The organism is Crocosphaera sp. (assembly GCF_030064895.1).
Classification (GTDB): Bacteria; Cyanobacteriota; Cyanobacteriia; order Cyanobacteriales; family Microcystaceae; genus Crocosphaera.
The window spans coordinates 48,624-68,407 of the sequence record NZ_JASJEB010000006.1 but is presented as its reverse complement, the minus strand read 5'-3'; the positions used below and the strand labels follow the sequence as shown (position 1 = coordinate 68,407).

Here is a 19,784-nt window from a genome sequence, read left to right as displayed (position 1 = left end):
AAGTATGGAATCATTCAGTAGTCAGATATAGTCGTTTCAAATAAGTTTGAGACAGAGTAGTGTGAGCATCCTGCTCACTATGGTGACAATACAGTAGGTACACAGTAGGCACGTTTTGTCTCATTTCTATTTGAATTAACTATATATCCCTCTTTCATGACTCTGGGGGAAGACCAGATAGAAGTTAGACTCTGTACCTCTTTCTGGGTAAGCTTTTCAGCGATCACTAACTAAGTAGTCGGACATATATAAAGCCCACTGTTTAAACATTTGTAAACATAGCGGTAACCCTAATCCTGCCTCTTCTCAACTATAACGTTTATTTTTGTCCAAATATTTAATAGAAATCAAAAATTTGAGTTATTATCAGAAAAAAGTTAGCGATCGCTTATTATCAAAGGTTTTTAGGACTTAGAATTAACAAGGTGGTTCCGAAAGTGATGAAAGAGGGATATAGCAGTTCTCACATTTGTGAGGTACAGGAGTGTTTACTCTTAGGTAACAGGGAACAGAAAATAAAATCAAGATGTACCTCATGAGTCCGAGAAACCCTATATAGCAGTCTAACCAAAGTTTAAGACAGTCTAGCTACTGGAAACCCATCAGAGAAAGGTTTTGCCTCCTATTCTCCTCTTCCCTCTTCCCTCCTGGGAGGGGTTCGGGGGATGGTTTACCCTCTGCTATAAATAGTTTACATATATAAAAATGTTAAGAACTGTTATAAATACTTATATCATATTTTTGCGCCTTGGATTCCCCTTACAGCGTAGTTGAACGGTGAGAGTTTCAAATTACCGCACCCTTTCGGGTAAAGGCAAAAATAAAAAGGCACTCATGGAAAAGTAAAACTTTAGCCCGAAATTTAGGTTTAATAGTTCATAAAAATGTTGAATCTTTATGATACCTGATCAATTCCCAGAATTTCTTTAGACTTGAGTAATACGTCTTTAGGACGAAACGGTTTAGTTATATAAAGATCAGCACCAGCTTTGAACCCATTTGCCTCATCAAAGCTTTGTCCTCTAGCCGTTAAGAGAATAATATAAATATTGGACAGATAATCGTCTTTTTTTATTGTTTCACAAACTTCTAGACCACTGATATAAGGCATCATTACATCCAAAAATACTAAGTTAGGTTGTTCTTTTTTAATCGTTTCTAACGCTTCTTCTCCATTTTTTGCTGTTAAAATTGATACACCTTCATCTTCTAACTCTTCTAAAATTTGCTCCATCAAAATAACAATATTGGGTTCATCATCAACAATTAAAATTTTTTTCATTGTAATAATTTAATAATGGATTATGGATAATTAATTTACTTAAAAATCTCTCCTTTGGTGTTTAATTATCATTCCAAGAATTAATCAATTGTCAATTTAAAATTTTGTTATTTGAAAATTTTAATTCTCTTGTTTTAAGGGGAGACTGACAAAGAATGTTGTACCTTTTCCGACCTTGCTAGTACACCAAATTTTCCCTCCATGCTGTTCGACAATTTGCTGAGAAATAGATAAACCTAACCCTGTTCCTTTCGGTTTGTTGGTTAACATATTACCTACCTGTTGAAATGGCTTGAAAACCTTTCTATAATCATTTTCTGCAATTCCAATACCCGTGTCTATGATAGAAATCAATAGGTCGTTGTGATCTACTTCTGCATGACAAGTTACTGAACCCTTTTCCGTAAATTTAAAGCTATTAGAAATCAAATTTACAAGGACTTGAATCAGGCGGTCTTCATCCCCTAAAATAGTCGGTAAATCCGGAGAAAAGTCTTCTATTAATTCCACAGGAGAGGTATCAAATAAAGGCATAGTAGAAGCGATCGCCCAACTCAAAATCGTACTAGGTTTAACGGGAAATAGATTCAAAGTTATTTTCCCAGACTCAATTTTTGTCATGTCCAGAAAGTCATTGACCAAGTTGCTCAATCTTTCCCCTTCCGATACCACAATGTCTAAATTTTGTTGAATGCGATCCATGGTTTTGCTTGTTTGGCTATCTGGGTTTTCTATCTGAGGAAAAATTAGCTCATTGAGTTTATCGCGAACCAAAGAAGAAAAGCCAACAATAGAAGTTAAAGGAGTTCTTAACTCGTGGGAAACCATCGATAAAAAGTTCTTTTTCATCTCTTCTATTTCCCGTTCTTTAGTAATATCTCGAATTAAAATAACCACTCCAAGAAATTCTTGACTACCCCCTTCTGATTCCTTAATAATATTACTGGCTAAAGCTTGACCCACGCCCTTAGCCAAAGGAACTTCCATTGTCACCACTTCTTGTTCTTGTAATTCTTTCTTTTCTAGCAAAGTAGATAACTCAGGAGGAAAGATATCGACAACTTTTCTTCCCAATAAGGAGGATGTCATTTGAAACATGGACTGTAACGTAGGATTATAGCGAGTAATTTTCCCAAGAATATCCACCACTAATAAGCCATTACCCAAATTATCCACGATCGCATTGAGATCGGCTAAAGTTCGTTGTAGCATTTCTGATTGTTTTCGGGTTCGTCTCAACAAGTTACTCTGATAGATTGCAACCCCTAACTGGTTAGCTACCTGCTTTACTATGTTAATTTCTCGTCGATGCCAATATCGAGGCTGCTGATTGTCATAAACCCCCAAAATTCCCCAAAGTTTTTCCCCACTAAACACAGGAATGGTCATCAACGCCCTAATTTGGAATTGTTGATATATTTCCCGATGACAAGGGGCTAAGTCTGCTGTTTCAACGTCTCTCACCAAAAAAATTTCCTGGTGCCGATAACGTCCTCCTTTGGTATTTTGCAGATAACTATCCTCCCACATAGTGTTCTCTGCGCCCTCACCCACCAAAGGTTTCCAACCCGGCCCAACAGACTCGTAGAGAAATTCTCCGCCCCAATTTTCCCAAAAACGATACACCACCACGCGATCGCAGTTTAACATCTGTCTAACTTCTTCGGTGGTAGAAGCAAAAATTTTTTCTAAGGTCAAACTTTGACGGATGCGCTCAATCACACGAGACAAAGCCTTTTCTTGGCTGGCGATGTCCCCTAAATGTCGTTTTTGAACTTGCACTTGTTCTAAAGTAGTCTCGAGAACCCTCGCCCGTTGCTGACTATCTTTGAGTAAGGCCGCTTGTTGAATACCGACACTGAGATGGGTGGCTATTTTGGTAATAAATCCTTTTTCTCTGGTTTTCCAGTGGCGAGGACCAGAACATTGATGAATACACAGTAACCCCCAAAGTCTTTTTCCCATCAACAAGGGAGCGACCAAATTGGCTTTCACGTTAAACCGTTCTAAGGTCTGACGATGACAGTCTAACATATTAGCTTTACTGATATCGTCAATGGTAAAGATATGATTTTGTTTAAAAAAGGTTTCTTTCTGTTTAGCAAAGCAGTGATCCTCTACTTGTGCTTTCAGACAAGAAGGATACTCATCGGCCACATCTTCGGAAATTAATTCTGCCAGGGCAAACTCTGAACCAGGATCGAAGCGAAAAATACAGACCCGATCTGCCTTGAGAAGCTGACGAATTTCTGTAACAGAAGTTTGAAAAATGGTGTCTAAATCTAAAGTCCGACGAATTTTATCAATGACTTCCAACAAAGCCCGTTCTTGCTCTAATATAATCCCTTGTTCTTCACCGTATTCTTTAACTTGTTGAAAATAAAAGCTTTGTTGTAGCCCCACACTGAGATGACGCGCAACTCGCTGTAATAGCTTAATTTCGTCAGTTTTCCACTGTCGACAACGACTATGCTCAAACCCGGCTAACAGTCCCCATAGTTGTGACCCTTGAAATAAAGGGACAATGGCCAGGGATCTGACCAGGAAACCCTCTAAAGCTGCTAAATAACACTGAGAGACGTTATTCTCTCGGCGAACATCGTCAATAATACAAGGTTGATTATTTTGAAATCTTCCCCCTTGGGTTTCTTGTAAATAATCATCGTTCCAACTTTTCCCCACCAAAGAAGTAAAATCTCCAGGATCAGATTCAAAAATAAACTCGCCTCCATAACTTTTATCAAAGCGATAGATAGCTATATGTTCCACCCGTAACAGTTGCTGCATTTCTGTAGCTGCGGTTTGGAAAATAGTTTTTAAGTCCAGGGTTTGACGAATTTTATCGATGACTCGCCCTAAAGCTCGTTCTTTTTGGTTAATTTTGAGTAAGGTGTCTGTCTGCTGTTTTAAGGCGGTTTCTAAAGCGGTTTGCAGTTGTTTTTCTTGTTCTTGGGTGCGGGCCAAGAGTTCCCCTTGTTGTAGGGCAATAGCCAAATTTACCCCTAGTTGTACCATAAAGTTAATTTCTCTGGTTTCCCAGTGACGAGGACTACTATTTTGACAGATGGCCAAAAGTCCCCACAGGGTACTATTCTTATAAATGGCCACAAAAATATAAGCTTGAACTTGATATTTTTCTAGTAGTTGTACATAGTCTTGAGAAAAACCGGCTTCATAGATATCGTCACAAACTCGAAACAAGTCCTCAGGGTTAAAGGTTTTGGCGGCAGTTCCTTCTAAATAAGTGTCACTGAATTCTAGATTATCCCAAAGGTTCGTACAGTACTCTTCCCCCTGGTTATCAACATCTTGAGGAGAATTTTTCCTCAGCGATCGCCAACCCTCTGCAACAGACTCAGCAATAAATTCTCCACTATGGTCTGTATTGAAGCGATAAATTGCCACGCGATCGCACTGGAAAAATTTGCGGGTTTCTGCTGTGGTTGTTCTTAATATGGTCTTGATGTCAAGAGAGCGGCGAATTTTATCGATAATACCAGCAATAGTAATGTGTTCTTCTGCAACTCTTTCCACTGCTAGATTAAGAATTCGCTTTTGCTTTTGTTCTTCTTGGTACATTCGATGATGCTCTACTGCAATACTAATATGAAATACAACTTCCTGCACCAACTTGCTATCTTCTAGTTCCCAAGGGCGCAGTTTTGATTTATGCTCTATGACTAATATTCCCCATTCTCGTCTTTTTGAGACAATAGGTATGAATATTTGAGTAATTTCACCACCTATTTCTAGAGAATGCTCCCAATTTTCTGATATCATGAGAGTCGATTGCAGATTACTATGATAGACTTCTTCCAAGCTTTTAGGCACAGAGTTGGCGTATCGATCTGCTCTGTCCGATGGAGGTGTCTTAACTTCGTCTAACTCCTCTCTTAGCTCATGTATCAAAACTCTATCTACCTTAAGCAAGGCTTTGAGTTCAGTGGCAATTAAGTGCCGTAGTTTAGCCAACTCTACACATTCGTGAATCTTCCTTATAATTTCTATTAAGCGTTGTTTAACAATCTGTTGGTCAAGGGAATGGGTTGACATGAGAAAACCCTATTTAAAACGACACCACTTATAGTCTAACTCCAATGACCTAGATAATGGCAATTCCTTGATTAATGTAACAAACAACACCCATATCCTACTCTCAGATTTCTTTCCTCTCCTTTGTGATACTATCTGAAGATACCTAGCAATTGCTTAAATCTTTCCTACTTCCTAAGCTCACCTTGCGGTATTACTTCCTATTTACCCATTTGAGGAATTATCCATTTTCGGATTGGGTGTTGTTGTGGGATACGAGACAGACGTTAGTTTAAACAGCGTTTACTTACCTCTTTCTTTCACTTTTGACTTTCACTGGGCTGTTTTATCTGCCAGGGAAGCTTTCCTTGCTTCAATTACTAATATATCAATTTTTGTTCCTGCCTAACTGAATTCTTAACAAACCTTTATATTTCTCCCATTTGATCCCCCCTAACCCCCCTTACAGAGGGGGGATAGATCTTGTCAGACATAACGCTTATCAGGGTCAACAGGGATAAACACCCGAGACTGTCTCAGATATTTCCAGGCGATACCATCGGGATCTTTACTTTGACTCCATTCGGCGAAACTAGCATCGGTTTTACGGCGGCCAATGGTACTGGGAGTTGTATCGAGTCTTTTAGCCAAATCCGATTGAATAAGCCGTAGTTTCTCCTTTTCCTTGCCATCAGCAGAGGTTTTTTCAGATTCAGAAGAAGTAACTTCTGGGGGAGTTTCAGGAGGGGTTGATAGAGTTGGTGGGGGTTGTGGTGTTTCTGTTGGTGAAGGTTGATCTTGTTGTAGTCGTTCTTCTTTGAGGGCGGCCAACTGAGCAAAAGGACTTGATAAAGAGGTAGTGGATGGAGAAGAAGACACCTCGGAAGGTGATAAAGAGGAAGAGGTAGTAGATGGGGGTGAAGACACCTCAGAAGATTGGGATGTTACCTGATTACTGGGAGGTGTCTCAATTTGCTCATCATCATCCTCGTCAATGTCAAAGGTTTCGGGTTCTTCTGGTTCTTCTGCCACTGGTTCACTATCATCAAGAATACTGCCCAAAGTGCTGGCAGTAATGAAATAATATACTTTTCCTTGTTCTGGTAATTCCCGAGAAGTTGCGCTAAATTCTTCAGCTTTTCTGGCCAAGAAACGTTTAGCACCTCTTGCACTTAAATTTGCTTTGAGGGATAAATCCATCGGGGTGATTTGTCCCTGATTTTCTTGAATTAATTGGTTAAAAATGGGGTTAATCTTAGCACTCCACTGCTGCCATTGATAATTGTCCACTAATTTCCAGACAATCACTAATGCAACAAATCCTAATACCCAGATCCAAGCCTTGTAAAGAAGGACAATAATGGCGGCAAGGGGAAGAATAAGGATCAGGAAGGCAGCCGGAGTCGGATTACCATCGAATACTTTTCCAGTCATAATTTCTGGTGTTCTCTAGAAGTTTCAGGTATTTTACCCGTACTTAAGGTAGGTTAACGTATTTTGTTGACCAGAGGTTATTTTAACCAAATTTCAACTTTGAGTCAAAAGCTTTTTCAGAAAAATGTTTCAAAAATGGTTGTTTCTAGAAACGTCTTCTCCCTGAAATACTGTAGAAAATGGCTATAAAAATTGAGACAGCGATTAACAGCAAAATAACAATTCCTGGTATAAATCCTAAGATTCCTAACCCTCTTAAAATATAGGTAGTTAAGGTAATGACAATAAAACTAATCAAAGCTAGGCTAAGAAAAGAAATTTTAAATGACGTAGATTTGCTCATGGAGTTAATTATCTAATTAGGCTGAGGTTTCTAAGCGTTTTAACATGGCTTCCCTTGCTTGTTGGGACAAAGTATCATCGAGGGGTATTAACTCGATTTCTGTTTGATATTTTTCCTTTAATGCTGTTTTAATCAACCAATCAGCCACAAAAGGATTTTTTGGTAATAAAGGCCCGTGGGAATAAGTCGCGATCGCATGACGATAAAAAGCCCCTTCGTAACCATCTTCCCCGTTATTGCCGTATCCTGACTGAACCTTACCCAAGGGTTGTACATCCCCTAAATAAGTGCGTCCCCCATGATTTTCAAAGCCAATAATAATCGGTGGTTGACCCAACATTTTTTTTAAATCTTCTGCCAGGGGAGAAGCAGTAATTTCAAAGACCACATTACCGATACAACGGGAGACATTTGGGCCGGGGTGTTTGGTGACTAAATCTAATAAACCTAACCCCTCGATACGCTGGCCTAAAGCCGGTTCATAATAATGGCCCAGAAGTTGGGGTGAACCACAGGTAAACACCCCAGGAGTCCCTCCGTCTAACTTACTGCGGAGAATATCAGCTTTTGCCCCTTGTAAGTCTCGCATAACGATTTCTTGTTGACGATCTTGGGCCCCACCGCCAACAATCACATCAACACTTTTAAATAAATCTGCTTCTGTTTGCTGATCCAAAGGAAGAATAGTTACAGGAATCTCTCGCCATTGACAACGGCGTTGTATACAGATAACGTTACCGCGATCGCCGTAGGTACTCATTAAGTTGGGGTAAAGCCAACCGATGGTTAAGGAACGGGGTTCAGACATATAGCAATTAACAATTGATTAATACGTGGACTATCGTAAACTTGCTGATTGAACTAATAATAAGCTACCGGCAACCAATCCAAGAATATTGGGTAACCAAGCCCCCAGAAAGGGGGTTAAAATGCCCCAAATACCGAGGGACGTACTCATAAAGGCCAGTAGATAGTAACCGAAAATTAAACCGACACAGACCCCAAAACTGGTGGCCTTATTGGTATTTTGGGGTCTAACACCAATGGCAGCCCCCACTAAACCAAAGATTAAACATACGAAAGGTAGAGCGTACTTTTCTTGGAGACGAACCTTAACCTTTCTTACCCGTTTCTCGTTGCCACTTAATTGCATGGCTTTGAGATATTCTTTGGTTTCGGCGATGGTCATTTCTGTGAAATTTTGACGACGGTTGGCTAAATCTAACGGGGCCCGGGGCAAAGCTAATTGTTGATGTTGAAAGCGCACAATATTGCGATAGGAACCATCTGGGGCAATCAAGTAAATAGTCCCATTGAAAAAGTCCCAAGTATTGCTGGAAATATTCCAGGTAGCGGACTCTGAGGTAACAATTTGGTTAACTCCTTCTTGGGTGCGGTCTAAAATGGTCAACCCTTGCATTTGCTCGCCGTTGTATTCTTCGGCGTAGAATAAACGGCTCAAAACAGTGGCTTCTTGTCCGTCTTCCTCTTGAATGGTTTTATATTCGGGATAAACAATATTGCGCTCTTTAAAATCCGGTCGTTCTTGGTTGACTGCCCGTTCTAAGGTAACAGCAGCTTCATGGGTGGCCGCCGGTGCGATCCAATCGTTGACAACAAAAGCGCATCCTGTAACCACGAAACCAAAAAGAATCACGGGGATGATTAAACGATAAACGCTTACCCCCAAACTGCGTAAGGCGATAATTTCGCTGTCACTGGATAAACGACTATAAGCCATCAAAGCTGCTAATAACATGGCCATAGGAAAGGCCAAACTAACAAAGCCTGGCATTTTTAGCAGTAAAACCTTTAAAGCGACTGATAACATTAACCCTGACTCGGTGACGCGACGCACCAGGTCGAATAATGTACCAATGGATAAACCTAAAGAGGTGAAGATACCCATGCCAAACAGAAAAGGCAACAGCAGTTCAATAAATAGGTAACGATCCATGATTGCTAAACCAGGGATGCTGGGTTTTAATTTGATTTTAAGGGGGTTTGCTTGACCAATATCCATAATTTTGTGTGTGCTTTTAGAGTTGACCGATTTTCTCTAATCTCCTAAATAATATTGTCGTACCAAAGGATTGTTATAAATTTCTTCGGCACTGCCGGCGGCTAAAATTTGACCATCCCTCATAATATAAGCGCGGTTAGTAATGGCTAGGGTGGCTTGAACATTGTGATCTGTGATCAAAATACCCATTTGGCGATCGCGTAATTGGGCGATCATGGTTTGAATTTCTGAGACAGCGATGGGATCAACCCCGGCAAAGGGTTCATCTAATAATAAAAAGTCTGGCCCCTGTTTACCTACTGCTAAGGAACGGGCTAACTCTGTTCTCCGTCTTTCTCCCCCGGAAACTTGAGAGCCTTTGGTGTTGGCAATTTTTTCCAGACGAAATTCTTTGAGTAAGCTATGAAGGCGTTGGGGTCTTTGGCGAAAGGGAACGTTGGTTTGTTCCAGGGCAACTTGAATATTTTCGGCCACGCTGAGATGACGAAAAATACTGGGTTGCTGGGTCATATAGCCAATACCGAGACGAGCGCGCTTATTTAAGGGTAAGCGCGTCACTTCTTGTTGATTTAACCAAACTTTGCCTTTATTGGGTTTAATAAGACCGGTGGCTATATAAAATGTGGTTGTTTTCCCTGCACCATTGGGTCCGAGCAACCCAACAATTTCTCCAGGGGCAACATTAATATTGACGCGGTTAACAATGTCTCTTTTTCCGTAGCTTTTATGGATATTTTCTAAAATTAGTGTCATTGCTCGGCATTTAAAAGTCGGGGGTGGGCAAGGTGGTGTCTAAGGGTGGTGCCGGTGACACGGGGGTGGGTTGAGGGGGGTTGTTTTGGTTTTCTGTGACGAGGTAAATTGATTCTACTTGTTGGGCTGATTCTGGGGTAGCAATAAAGCGTCCTTCGTCGATGAGATAGGTCATGGTTTCGGCCCTCATACTGTTGCCTTCTTGCAGTACATAAACGTCTCCGGTGAGAACTAAACGCCGTTCTCGGCTGAAATACTGTGCTTGTGCGGATGTACCTTGAATTTGTCGGGCAGGGTAGAAAAATTGTACGTTACCTCTGGCGGTGACTACGCCGGTTTCTGAGTTGGCTTCTTGGATATCGGAGCGAACGGTAAGGGGACTATTCGGGGCTAGGGTTTGGGCTTGTACGTTTCTGGGAATGGTTTTCAGGGCGATCATGGCCGCCATCGCCGTTAGGGTACAACTGAGGGTTACTAGGGTGTTTTTTTTGAAGATAATGGGCATGGAAAACATAGTTTAGCTATCTCGCTGATCGCTGTTAGTGTATTTTCTTGTTTTAGTGTACTCAATTTTTTCTATAGCAATGTTAGAATTGTCTGGTTATTGTTTCTTGTCGGTTACGAAGACGAACAATTTTTGAGCTTTGTTGCTAATCTTCTCTTGTCCACTATGCCTTTTATATTCAATCATTAATCATCATTAACAAAATGAAGACAATATTAAAGCAGAAAATTATTCAGCTATTAGATTTTAGCTATTCTTTATCCGTAAATTGGAGATGTTATTTAATTACAAGGCTCATTGGCGAGAAAGTTTTTATTGTTTATTCAGATGGGAAGGTTGGTTCTACTACACTGACAGGTTCTTTAAACAACTGTTATAATCAATCTATGAGAGATTTTTGAGGTTTAAACGATTTTACAATTGAAGATGGCAAGAATGAATTAGAAGATAATAATCATGGTTCATTTTTATTGATAGCTTGGCTTAAATCTTCGATTAATCTTTGCGTTCTTAAGTCCACTCCTTCTTTATTAAGGTGATAAGGAGTGTTATACATCATATTATTTGGTATTTTATATCTTTCTGGATAACCCAACAAAAGAAAATTATTTTGACTTAATTTTTTTTCAATTTTATAAATTTCTTCTTTATTCTTGTCAAATGAAGCTTTTTGATAACCTGGAAATGTAAGATAAAGTATTGCTCCTTTTTGGCTTACTTTTTCTCTAAATTCAACCATTTCTTGAATTAAATTTTCATTAATATTGTCATTAAATTTATCGTTAGGTCTAACTTTTTTACCAGGGTGACTCCAATGTATATCTACATCTCCATATTGATTAAATGATCTTCTTTCATAAACTCCAATTTTTTTACTTTGCTGAAAAAAATATTCACTCGGTTTAAGTTTAGAGAAAGAAAATTTAGGAAAAAATGGTAGTATGTCTAACCATTGCTTTGCACTCAAATTATTTAAACTATCTCGATCAACATCTACAACAGTTATTAGAAGTGAGTGACGTCCATAAGCATAAGTTCCATAAAAGTGTTGATATTCTGGAGCCATTACCAAAATATCTCCTGGTTTAATATGCTCTAATACATCATCCATCATATATTTTAAACCAATATCAGCATGAATTCCCGTATTAATTGGATTTAAGTCTAAAGCATCTTTTATCATCTGACTATTGATGCCAAAACTTAAATTAGAACCACCGATCATAATTAAGCGAGGAGACGGAGATTCTTTTAGGAGCTTATCTTTATCGATTTTAGCAAATAATAAAGATGTTGATGCTCGTGGTGTTGGGGGAAATGTTGCCCCAATGAAAAGCATTAAAGCTAAGGGAATAGACAAAAAAGTTGAAGTTTTTAATAAAAAATATTTAAGCATAATTCACCTCAAAATTGAAAATAAATAAATTCCTGTTCTTGTCCAGCAAAACATACAATCATATAAATAATTTAATAATAGTAAATCCATGAATCGCCAAAATTAAGACTAATAGAGTATTTTTGATACTCTTTTTCTTGCCAAATATAGATGGTTAATTTATCTTGATGATACACCCATAATTCGGATATCTATAATAATCATGGTTCATTTTTGTTGATAGCTTGGCTTAAATCTTCGATTAATCTTTGAGTTCTTAAGTCCACTCCTTCTTTACTGAGGTGATAAGGGGTGTCATAGATCATCTCGTTTGGTATTTTATATCTTTCTGGAGAACCTAATAATATAAAATCTTTTTCAAATAACTTCTTTTCAATTTCAGCAATTCCCTCTTGAGCATTTTGAAATGAATCTTCTTGATAACCTGGAAAAGTAACATAGACTTTACCTCCTTTTTTAGTAACTTTATCCCTAAAATCTACCATTTCTCGAATGAGCTGATGATTAAAATCATTGGGTAATTTACCTGTAGGTTCAACTTTTTTACGAGGTTTATTCCAATGTATATCTAAATCTCCGTATTGATTAAAAGCCCGTCTTTCATAGACTCCAATTTTTTTACTTTGCTGAAAAAAATATTCACTCGGTTTAAGTTTAGAAAGAGAAAATCTCGGAAAATATGGCAATATTTTTAGCCATTGTTTTGTATTCAAATCATTTAAACTCTCTCGATCAATATCAATAACAATTCTTAGAAGTTCGTTGCGTCCGTATGCTCCATCTCCATAAAATTGTTGATATTCTGGGGCAATAACCACAATATCTCCTGGTTTAATATGCTCTAATACATCATCCATCATATATTTTAAACCAATCGCAACATGAATTCCTGTATTGATTGGATTTAATTCTAGAGTATCTTTAATTCTTTGACTATTAATGCCAAAACTTAAATTAGAACCACCAATCATAATTAAGCGAGGAGACGGAGATTCTTTTAGGAGCTTATCTTTATCGATTTTAGCAAATAGTAAAGATGTTGATGATCTAGGTGTCGGAGGAAATGTTATGCCAACCAAGAGTATTAAAGCTAAGGGAATAGATAAAAAAGTTGAAGTTTTTAATAAAAAATATTTAAGCATAATTCACCTCAAAATTGAAAATAAATAAATTCCTGTTCTTGTCCAGCGAAAAATACTATCATATAAATAATGGAATAATAATAAATCCATCTTAAAATACGATTCCTTCTTACAAATAATTTTTCTATTGCGTATTTATTTTCTCTTCCCAACCATTCAATCAACAAAAAGTAAACAATTAATATTAAAAATAAAGCTGCATTTCTTCTGTTGGGAAAATCGGGAATACTAAACAGAGATGTATCAAAAATACCCTTAATATAACTCAAAGCATGGTTTAAATTTTCAGCACGAAAAAATATCCAAGCCAACATAGTCAAACTAAAAGTTACTGCAATAGAGAGAGCTTCTTTTGCTGATGGTAAGTATCTTCCTTGAGCAACAACTTGAAGATTTTGACGATTTCTTTTCAATAATAATAAGGGTAAAAAATAGACAGCATTAATCCCTCCCCAAATAATAAACGTCCAGTTTGCACCGTGCCAAAAACCACTAACTAAAAATATCAAAAATGTATTCCTTACTTTCATCCAAGTTCCTCCACGACTACCCCCTAAAGGGATATAAAGATAGTCTCGAAACCAAGTAGATAAGGAAATATGCCACCGTCTCCAAAATTCGGCTATATCCCTTGAAAAATAGGGAAAGGCGAAATTTTGCATCAAATCAAATCCAAATAATTTGGCCACACCAATGGCTATATCAGAATAGCCTGAAAAGTCACCATAAATTTGAAAGGTAAAAAAGAAAGCACCTAACAGTAAGGTACTCCCTGAATAATTTGAGGAATTATTAAAAATTTCGTTAGCGTAAATAGCACAATTATCGGCAATTACCATCTTTTTGAATAAACCCCAAAGTATTTGTCTTAAACCATCTACTCCTTGATAATAATTGAACTTTCTTTGTCGATTAAATTGGGGTAACAGATGGGAAGCTCTTTCAATTGGTCCGGCAACTAATTGTGGAAAAAAACTAACAAATGCTGCAAAAGCTATCAAGTTTTTGGTTGGTTGTATCTTTCTTTTATAAACATCTATGGAATAACTTAAGGTCTGAAATGTATAAAAACTTATGCCCACAGGCAGAATAATACTCAGAGAGCTTAGTTGAATTTCTTGTCCGAAAAAATAAAAAATTGCGCTAATATTTTCTAAGAAAAAGTTATAATATTTGAAGATTCCTAAGATTCCTAAATTAACTATAATACTGCTCAATAGTAAAGCTTTTCTCTTTATAGGTTTTAATTGAGGTTTTCCCAGTCCTAAACCAATCAAGTAATCTGTCAAGGTACTAAAAATAATCAATCCGAGAAAATGATAATCCCACTGACCATAAAAGAAGTAACTAGCTCCTACAATTAAAAGATTTTGAAGTCTTAAACTCTTATCTTTTAACAACCAATATAAAATGAATACTATAGGCAAGAAAATAGCAAAATCAATAGAATTGAATAGCATAAAAAGTTTATATATATGATTGATTATAGATTAACAACTCTATTGAGTTTCCAATTGATCACTATATTACCACAATTTTAATGTTTTTAATAGATTGTTTTAGAGAGAATCTCAATAGTTCCAAGTTGGCGGGTTTTTAAGCAATTTTTCTACTTCTGAAGAGGGTAGGGGTTTGGCAAAAAAGTAACCTTGTCCTTGTTCACAACCCAAGCTTTCTAATTGTTCTAATTGTAATTGAGTTTCTACTCCTTCGGCAATAATATCGGTTCTACAGTACATACTATGCTAGTATTAATAAATATATCTTGCCCTTCCAAAATAAAGGATCTCATGAGGAAACCCTGAGAAATTTTATGAGATAACTTATGAGAGATCCATCAGAGAAATTTTTATAGATTCTTCCTGGAGAATATTCCATTTTGTTACTGCTTTTATTAAAAATGCTGAGATTTATATTAATACTTGTAGTGATTTTTTTACTATCTTTAGGATTACGTTTTTGGAATTTAGGACAGTTTAATACTTTAGTATTTGATGAAGTTTATTATGCTAAATTTGCTAATCATTATTTAACTCAAACCCCTTTCTTTAATTCTCATCCTCCTTTAACGGAATATTTAATTGCACTGGGAATGTGGTTAGGTTCTTGGTTTCAGTATTCTTCTGACATCACTAATAATTTAACAGGATCTTGGCGTTCAACGATTAGTTATCGTTGGTTAAATGCTTTAACTGGTTCTTTTTTTTCTTTAATTTTGGGAGCGATCGCTTATCAATTAACTCACCGTCGTTCTCTGGCTATAATTGTTAGTTTATTAGCAGGGATGGAGGGGTTATTTTTAGTTGAATCTCGCTATGCTTTGAATAATATTTATTTAGTAACTTTTGGTTTATTAGGACATTTATTTTTTCTCTTATTTCTCAATCAAGAAAAGTATTTTTATTTAACCCTAAGTGGTATATTTTTAGGAGCTTCAGCAACGATTAAATGGAATGGTTTAGGGTTTTTATTAGGTATTTATTTACTTATTTTTATGGTTTATATTTCTCCAGGTTTTCAGGGTTTATTTGAGTTACGAAACTTAGAAATATTTGCCAAGATAAAACTACTCAAACCTTGGTTACTCTTATGTAATTTCTGCCTGGTTCCTGTTTTTACTTATGCTATTCTTTGGTTACCTTATCTATTATTAAATTCTGAGTATAGTTTTTGGGAAATTCACCAAAAAATCTGGTCTTTTCATCAAAGTATTGGTAATAGTTCCGATGTTCATCCCTATTGTTCTAAATGGTATAGTTGGTTGATTATGGCTCGGCCAATTGCTTATTTTTATCAAACAAAAAATACACCATCAGGAACGATTATTCATGATGTTCATGCTATGGGAAATCCTATTCTTTGGTGGTTGGCAACGGGAGCAATTATTATTTTAAGTCTGTTTATATTAATTATTTTAGTTAAACAAACATACAATTCTTATTTTGCATTTTTGAGTTTTATTCTGATTAATTATTTTGCTAATTTATTGCCCTGGATGTTAGTAAGTCGTTGTACTTTTTTATATCATTATATGTCTGCTTATAGTTTTTCTTTATTAGCAATTTCTCTAATCATTGAACAATGTTTAATTAGTTCCTCTATTTTTAATCGTCGTTTAGGAATTTTCTTCTTGTTATTAATTACTTTTGCTTTTATTTATTGGTTGCCTATTTATTTAGGACTTCCTTTATCTTCACAAGAGTTTACAAAAAGAATGTTACCTAATTGGATTTAACAATGCTTCGGGCGAGGCAGAAGGCAGGGGGCAGGAGGCAGGAGGGAAGATTTTGAGTTATAGCAAAGAGTCTATTAGTACGCTGTGCGCTTTCCAATAGTGATTACACATCGCCTGGAGTAGCAACTCGATTTTTTGGTATTCTGTTAGATGTGGCTTAAAACGCCCATCTATACCTGCCTCCTGCCTTTCAACTCCTGCCTCCTTCTAAGCAGACTCTGGGGTGACTAAAGAGGATGGATGTACCAAGAGTTCTGAAGTTGAGCGTTTTTCTACCATTTCCCCCGTGATCATGCACTTCTGAACATCTTTGCGAGAGGGTAACTCGTACATTACATCTAACATTAATTCTTCTACAATCCCCCGTAAAGCTCTAGCACCGGTTTTCCGTCGATAAGCTTCCTGTGCGATAGCTTTAACTGCTTCTGGGGAGAACTCTAGTTCTACATTGTCCATGTTTAACAGTTTTTGATATTGTTTCACCAAGGCGTTGCGGGGCTTGGTTAAAATCGCAATTAAGGTTTCTTCTGTCAAGGGGTTTAAAGCAGCCATTACGGGAATTCTACCCACAAATTCTGGAATCATGCCAAATTTGACCAAATCATCGGGTTCTACTCGCTGCATTAGGTCTGCTGTGCGTTTTTCTTTGGACTGCCCTTCCCCTGGACGAACAAAGCCCATAGATTTTTTACCGATGCGTTGTTCAATCACCCTTTCTAAACCTACAAACGCACCACCACAAATGAATAAAATGTTGCTGGTGTCGATTTGAATACAGTCTTGATAGGGATGTTTGCGCCCCCCTTGAGGAGGTACATTAGCAACCGTTCCTTCTAGCATTTTCAGCAGGGCTTGTTGCACACCTTCTCCTGAAACATCCCGAGTAATGGAGGGGTTTTCGCTTTTACGGGCAATTTTATCGATCTCATCTATATAAATTATTCCTCTTTGTGCCTCATCTACGTCGAGGTCGGCTACCTGTAATAATCTCAGTAGTATATTTTCCACGTCTTCTCCCACATAACCTGCTTCTGTTAAGGTGGTAGCATCGGCCACGGCGAAGGGAACTTCTAAAACTTGGGCTAGGGTTTGGGCGAGAAGGGTTTTCCCTGAACCAGTTGGACCCATGAGCAGGATATTTGATTTTTGTAGTTCAATGTTATCGTTATCCTCATCACCGTCACCTTTGTTTGCTTGAACCAAACTCAAACGCTTATAATGGTTATAAACCGCCACGGAAAGCACTTTTTTGGCTTCATCTTGACCTATCACATACTCGTCAAGATAATCCTTGATCTCCATTGGTTTCGGTAGTTCTTTGAGGGCAGTTCCATCTTTGGCAGCACGACGTTTGGGAGCAGGGGAAGCAGCAGTATTTGAGGCTGTCTCTCCTGCTGTTCCCATTAGTTCTTCGTCTAGAATCTCGTTACAAAGCTCGACGCATTCATCGCAGATGTAGACTCCCGGGCCGGCGATTAGCTTTCGGACTTGCTCCTGGGATTTTCCACAAAATGAACATTTTAGGTGGGAGTCGTATTTAGACATAAGAAGTGGTTGAGTTAGTTGAGTGAGGTTACAGGGACTGTGGGATCGGATAAATCTGACCGAGCAATAACTTTATCTATCAAACCATAGTCTACTGCTTCTTGGGCCGACATGAAGAAGTCCCGTTCTGTATCAGCAGCAATGGTGTCGAAGGGTTGTCCTGTATGCTCAGCCAGCATATCATTGAGTCGTTTTTTGATATAGAGAATTTCTTTAGCTTGAATTTCTATTTCTACGGCCTGACCTTGCGCGCCTCCAAGGGGTTGATGGATCATAATCCGAGAACTGGGTAAGGCCATGCGCTTTCCTTTGGCTCCCCCTGATAACAGAAAGGCTCCCATGCTGGCAGCTAAGCCAAAACAGATGGTTACCACGTCAGGACGTATCTGCTGCATGGTATCATAAATAGCTAATCCTGCATAGACTGAACCCCCTGGAGAGTTGATGTAGAGTTGAATGTCTTTCTCGGGGTCTTCTGCATCCAAAAACAACAGTTGAGCCACAATGGAGTCAGCTACTTGATCATTCACTGGGGTTCCCAGAAAAACAATTCTTTCCCGTAGTAGTCTTGAATAAATATCAAAGGCTCTTTCCCCTACGCCTGACTGTTCCACCACCATCGGCACCACGCTTTCAGGGGCTGCGTAAATTTCTGAGGGACGCTTACTGAATATTGTATAATCTAGCGATCGCGATTGCATCATAGCCTTGAAGATTGGGTTAAAAATGTTTCTAATACATTTGTTTCGGTAGTTAAGGTCAAACCTTGTCTGATTGCACCGCTAACGGTTCTAGGACAATAACCGACTAACCGACCTGATTCAATTATATGTCTTGTTCAGGAATTTTGTTGCTTTTTTAACAGATTCGGTTATTTTGCTGTGGCTTGACCATATTTTAGCACATTTTTAAACACCGTTGTTAACGACGGGATATTGATTTTTTATTTCTTCTAATACTGTGGTAATCACTTCACTGGCAATATTCTCAGTGATTTCTACCTGGCCAATATTTGTGGGTAAAATGAATCTAATTTTTCCTGCTTTAACTTTTTTATCTAGTTGCAAACTATCTAAAATTTCTGGGGATTTTAAACTATTATCAATGGTTGATGGTAAAGCAGCTTTTTTAATGAGATTGTCTTGTCTTTGGGTGTTTTCTGCTGACCACATCCCTAATTTGACTGCTATTTTTCCTGCTGCTACCATGCCGACCGCCACAGCTTCTCCATGATTAATTTTACTATAACCTGTTAAACTTTCTAGGGCATGACCAATAGTATGACCGTAGTTTAATATAGCTCTAATTCCTGCTTCTTTTTCGTCTTGGCTAACCACATCAACTTTTGCTTGACAAGATTTGGTTATAATTTTTTCCATAACTTCTACATTTATATTATCTAAACTATCTAGTTTTTTTTCTGTTTCTAACTGTCGAAATAAATCTTGATCCCATATAACTCCATATTTAATTACTTCTGCCATTCCTGCTCGAAATTCTCGCATAGGTAAGGTTTTTAATACTGTTGGATCAATATACACTAAACGAGGTTGATAAAATGCTCCTATTAAATTTTTTCCTTGAGGATGATTAACCCCTGTTTTTCCGCCAATGGAAGCGTCCACCATGGCCAATAAAGAAGTAGGAACTTGCACAAAATTAATGCCTCTTAACCAAGTTGCGGCGGCAAACCCTGTCATATCTCCGACTACTCCACCTCCTAATGCTAATAGGGTTGATGAGCGTTCTAAACGATGTTTTAAAGCAACATCATAAACATTAGAAATACTCTCTAAGGTTTTGTAAGTTTCTCCTGCTGGTATCAGATGATGAAAAACGTTAAATCCTGCTTTTTTCAAAGAATTAACAACAGTTTTTCCGTAGTAATTAAAAATTTCTGGATTAGAAACAACCAGAATTTTTTTACCTAAATCTAGCGAAGTTAAATTTCTTCCTATATCTTCTAAACTGTTAGGAGAAATAACGATCTTGTAGCTGGTGTGAGGTAAAGTAACGTCAATGAGAGAAGACATAAATTTTACTGTGGACTATCCTCTACAAAAATAACAGAATAACTAGAAAATTGTTCAATTT

At 37.7% G+C, this 19,784-nt stretch carries 16 protein-coding genes; 1 reads left to right on the top strand and 15 read right to left on the bottom strand.

Annotation, left to right across the window (positions count from 1 at the left end):
- Nucleotides 1–895: 895 nt before the first annotated feature.
- From QNJ66_RS02695 to QNJ66_RS02640, 12 genes are all read right to left on the bottom strand, one after another.
- The gene (locus tag QNJ66_RS02695; protein WP_300502787.1) at nucleotides 896–1,282 is read right to left on the bottom strand and encodes a response regulator; all 387 of its coding nucleotides are present in this window, start codon (nucleotides 1,280–1,282) and stop codon (nucleotides 896–898) included.
- Nucleotides 1,283–1,402: 120 nt separating this feature from the next.
- Nucleotides 1,403–5,335 carry a GAF domain-containing protein gene (locus QNJ66_RS02690; protein ID WP_300502785.1) on the bottom strand — a complete coding sequence of 1,311 codons (3,933 nt, stop codon included), beginning with the start codon at nucleotides 5,333–5,335 and terminating at the stop codon, nucleotides 1,403–1,405.
- A 465-nt stretch (nucleotides 5,336–5,800) separates the two neighbouring features.
- A complete protein-coding gene (locus tag QNJ66_RS02685; protein ID WP_300502784.1) occupies nucleotides 5,801–6,748 on the bottom strand; it encodes a hypothetical protein in 948 nt (315 codons plus the stop codon).
- A gap of 145 nt (nucleotides 6,749–6,893) precedes the next feature.
- Nucleotides 6,894–7,091, bottom strand: coding sequence for a hypothetical protein (locus tag QNJ66_RS02680; protein ID WP_300502783.1), 198 nt, complete (start codon nucleotides 7,089–7,091; stop codon nucleotides 6,894–6,896).
- 16 nt (nucleotides 7,092–7,107) lie between these two features.
- Entirely contained in the window at nucleotides 7,108–7,899 is a 792-nt protein-coding gene (locus tag QNJ66_RS02675) for a type 1 glutamine amidotransferase (RefSeq protein ID WP_300502781.1), read from the bottom strand.
- Nucleotides 7,900–7,929: 30 nt separating this feature from the next.
- Nucleotides 7,930–9,114 (bottom strand): LptF/LptG family permease, encoded by a 1,185-nt coding sequence (locus QNJ66_RS02670; protein ID WP_300502779.1) that lies wholly within the window; start codon nucleotides 9,112–9,114, stop codon nucleotides 7,930–7,932.
- 36 nt (nucleotides 9,115–9,150) lie between these two features.
- Entirely contained in the window at nucleotides 9,151–9,867 is a 717-nt protein-coding gene (lptB, locus tag QNJ66_RS02665; protein ID WP_300502778.1) for an LPS export ABC transporter ATP-binding protein, read from the bottom strand.
- Between the two features lie 10 nt (nucleotides 9,868–9,877).
- Nucleotides 9,878–10,381, bottom strand: a complete 504-nt coding sequence (locus QNJ66_RS02660; RefSeq protein ID WP_300502776.1) for an LptA/OstA family protein — start codon at nucleotides 10,379–10,381, stop codon at nucleotides 9,878–9,880.
- Nucleotides 10,382–10,826: 445 nt separating this feature from the next.
- Complete coding sequence (locus tag QNJ66_RS02655; RefSeq protein WP_300502774.1) at nucleotides 10,827–11,768, bottom strand: hypothetical protein; 942 nt, start codon at nucleotides 11,766–11,768, stop codon at nucleotides 10,827–10,829.
- A 200-nt stretch (nucleotides 11,769–11,968) separates the two neighbouring features.
- Nucleotides 11,969–12,910: a hypothetical protein gene (locus tag QNJ66_RS02650; protein ID WP_300502772.1), complete on the bottom strand. Its 942-nt coding sequence runs from the start codon at nucleotides 12,908–12,910 to the stop codon at nucleotides 11,969–11,971.
- 8 nt (nucleotides 12,911–12,918) lie between these two features.
- Nucleotides 12,919–14,370, bottom strand: a complete 1,452-nt coding sequence (locus QNJ66_RS02645) for an MBOAT family O-acyltransferase (RefSeq protein ID WP_300502770.1) — start codon at nucleotides 14,368–14,370, stop codon at nucleotides 12,919–12,921.
- Between the two features lie 111 nt (nucleotides 14,371–14,481).
- Nucleotides 14,482–14,649 carry an EAL domain-containing protein gene (locus QNJ66_RS02640; protein WP_300502769.1) on the bottom strand — a complete coding sequence of 56 codons (168 nt, stop codon included), beginning with the start codon at nucleotides 14,647–14,649 and terminating at the stop codon, nucleotides 14,482–14,484.
- A gap of 161 nt (nucleotides 14,650–14,810) precedes the next feature.
- On the opposite strand from QNJ66_RS02640, the gene QNJ66_RS02635 reads away from it, so the two are divergent.
- Nucleotides 14,811–16,145 (top strand): phospholipid carrier-dependent glycosyltransferase, encoded by a 1,335-nt coding sequence (locus QNJ66_RS02635; RefSeq protein WP_300502767.1) that lies wholly within the window; start codon nucleotides 14,811–14,813, stop codon nucleotides 16,143–16,145.
- 207 nt (nucleotides 16,146–16,352) lie between these two features.
- On the opposite strand, the gene clpX is transcribed toward QNJ66_RS02635, so the two are convergent.
- From clpX to aroB, 3 genes are all read right to left on the bottom strand, one after another.
- Nucleotides 16,353–17,690, bottom strand: a complete 1,338-nt coding sequence (gene clpX / locus QNJ66_RS02630) for an ATP-dependent protease ATP-binding subunit ClpX (protein WP_300502765.1) — start codon at nucleotides 17,688–17,690, stop codon at nucleotides 16,353–16,355.
- A gap of 14 nt (nucleotides 17,691–17,704) precedes the next feature.
- Nucleotides 17,705–18,394, bottom strand: coding sequence for an ATP-dependent Clp endopeptidase proteolytic subunit ClpP (gene clpP / locus QNJ66_RS02625; protein ID WP_300502763.1), 690 nt, complete (start codon nucleotides 18,392–18,394; stop codon nucleotides 17,705–17,707).
- Nucleotides 18,395–18,598: 204 nt separating this feature from the next.
- The gene (gene aroB / locus QNJ66_RS02620) at nucleotides 18,599–19,723 is read right to left on the bottom strand and encodes a 3-dehydroquinate synthase (protein WP_300502761.1); all 1,125 of its coding nucleotides are present in this window, start codon (nucleotides 19,721–19,723) and stop codon (nucleotides 18,599–18,601) included.
- Nucleotides 19,724–19,784 lie beyond the last annotated feature (61 nt).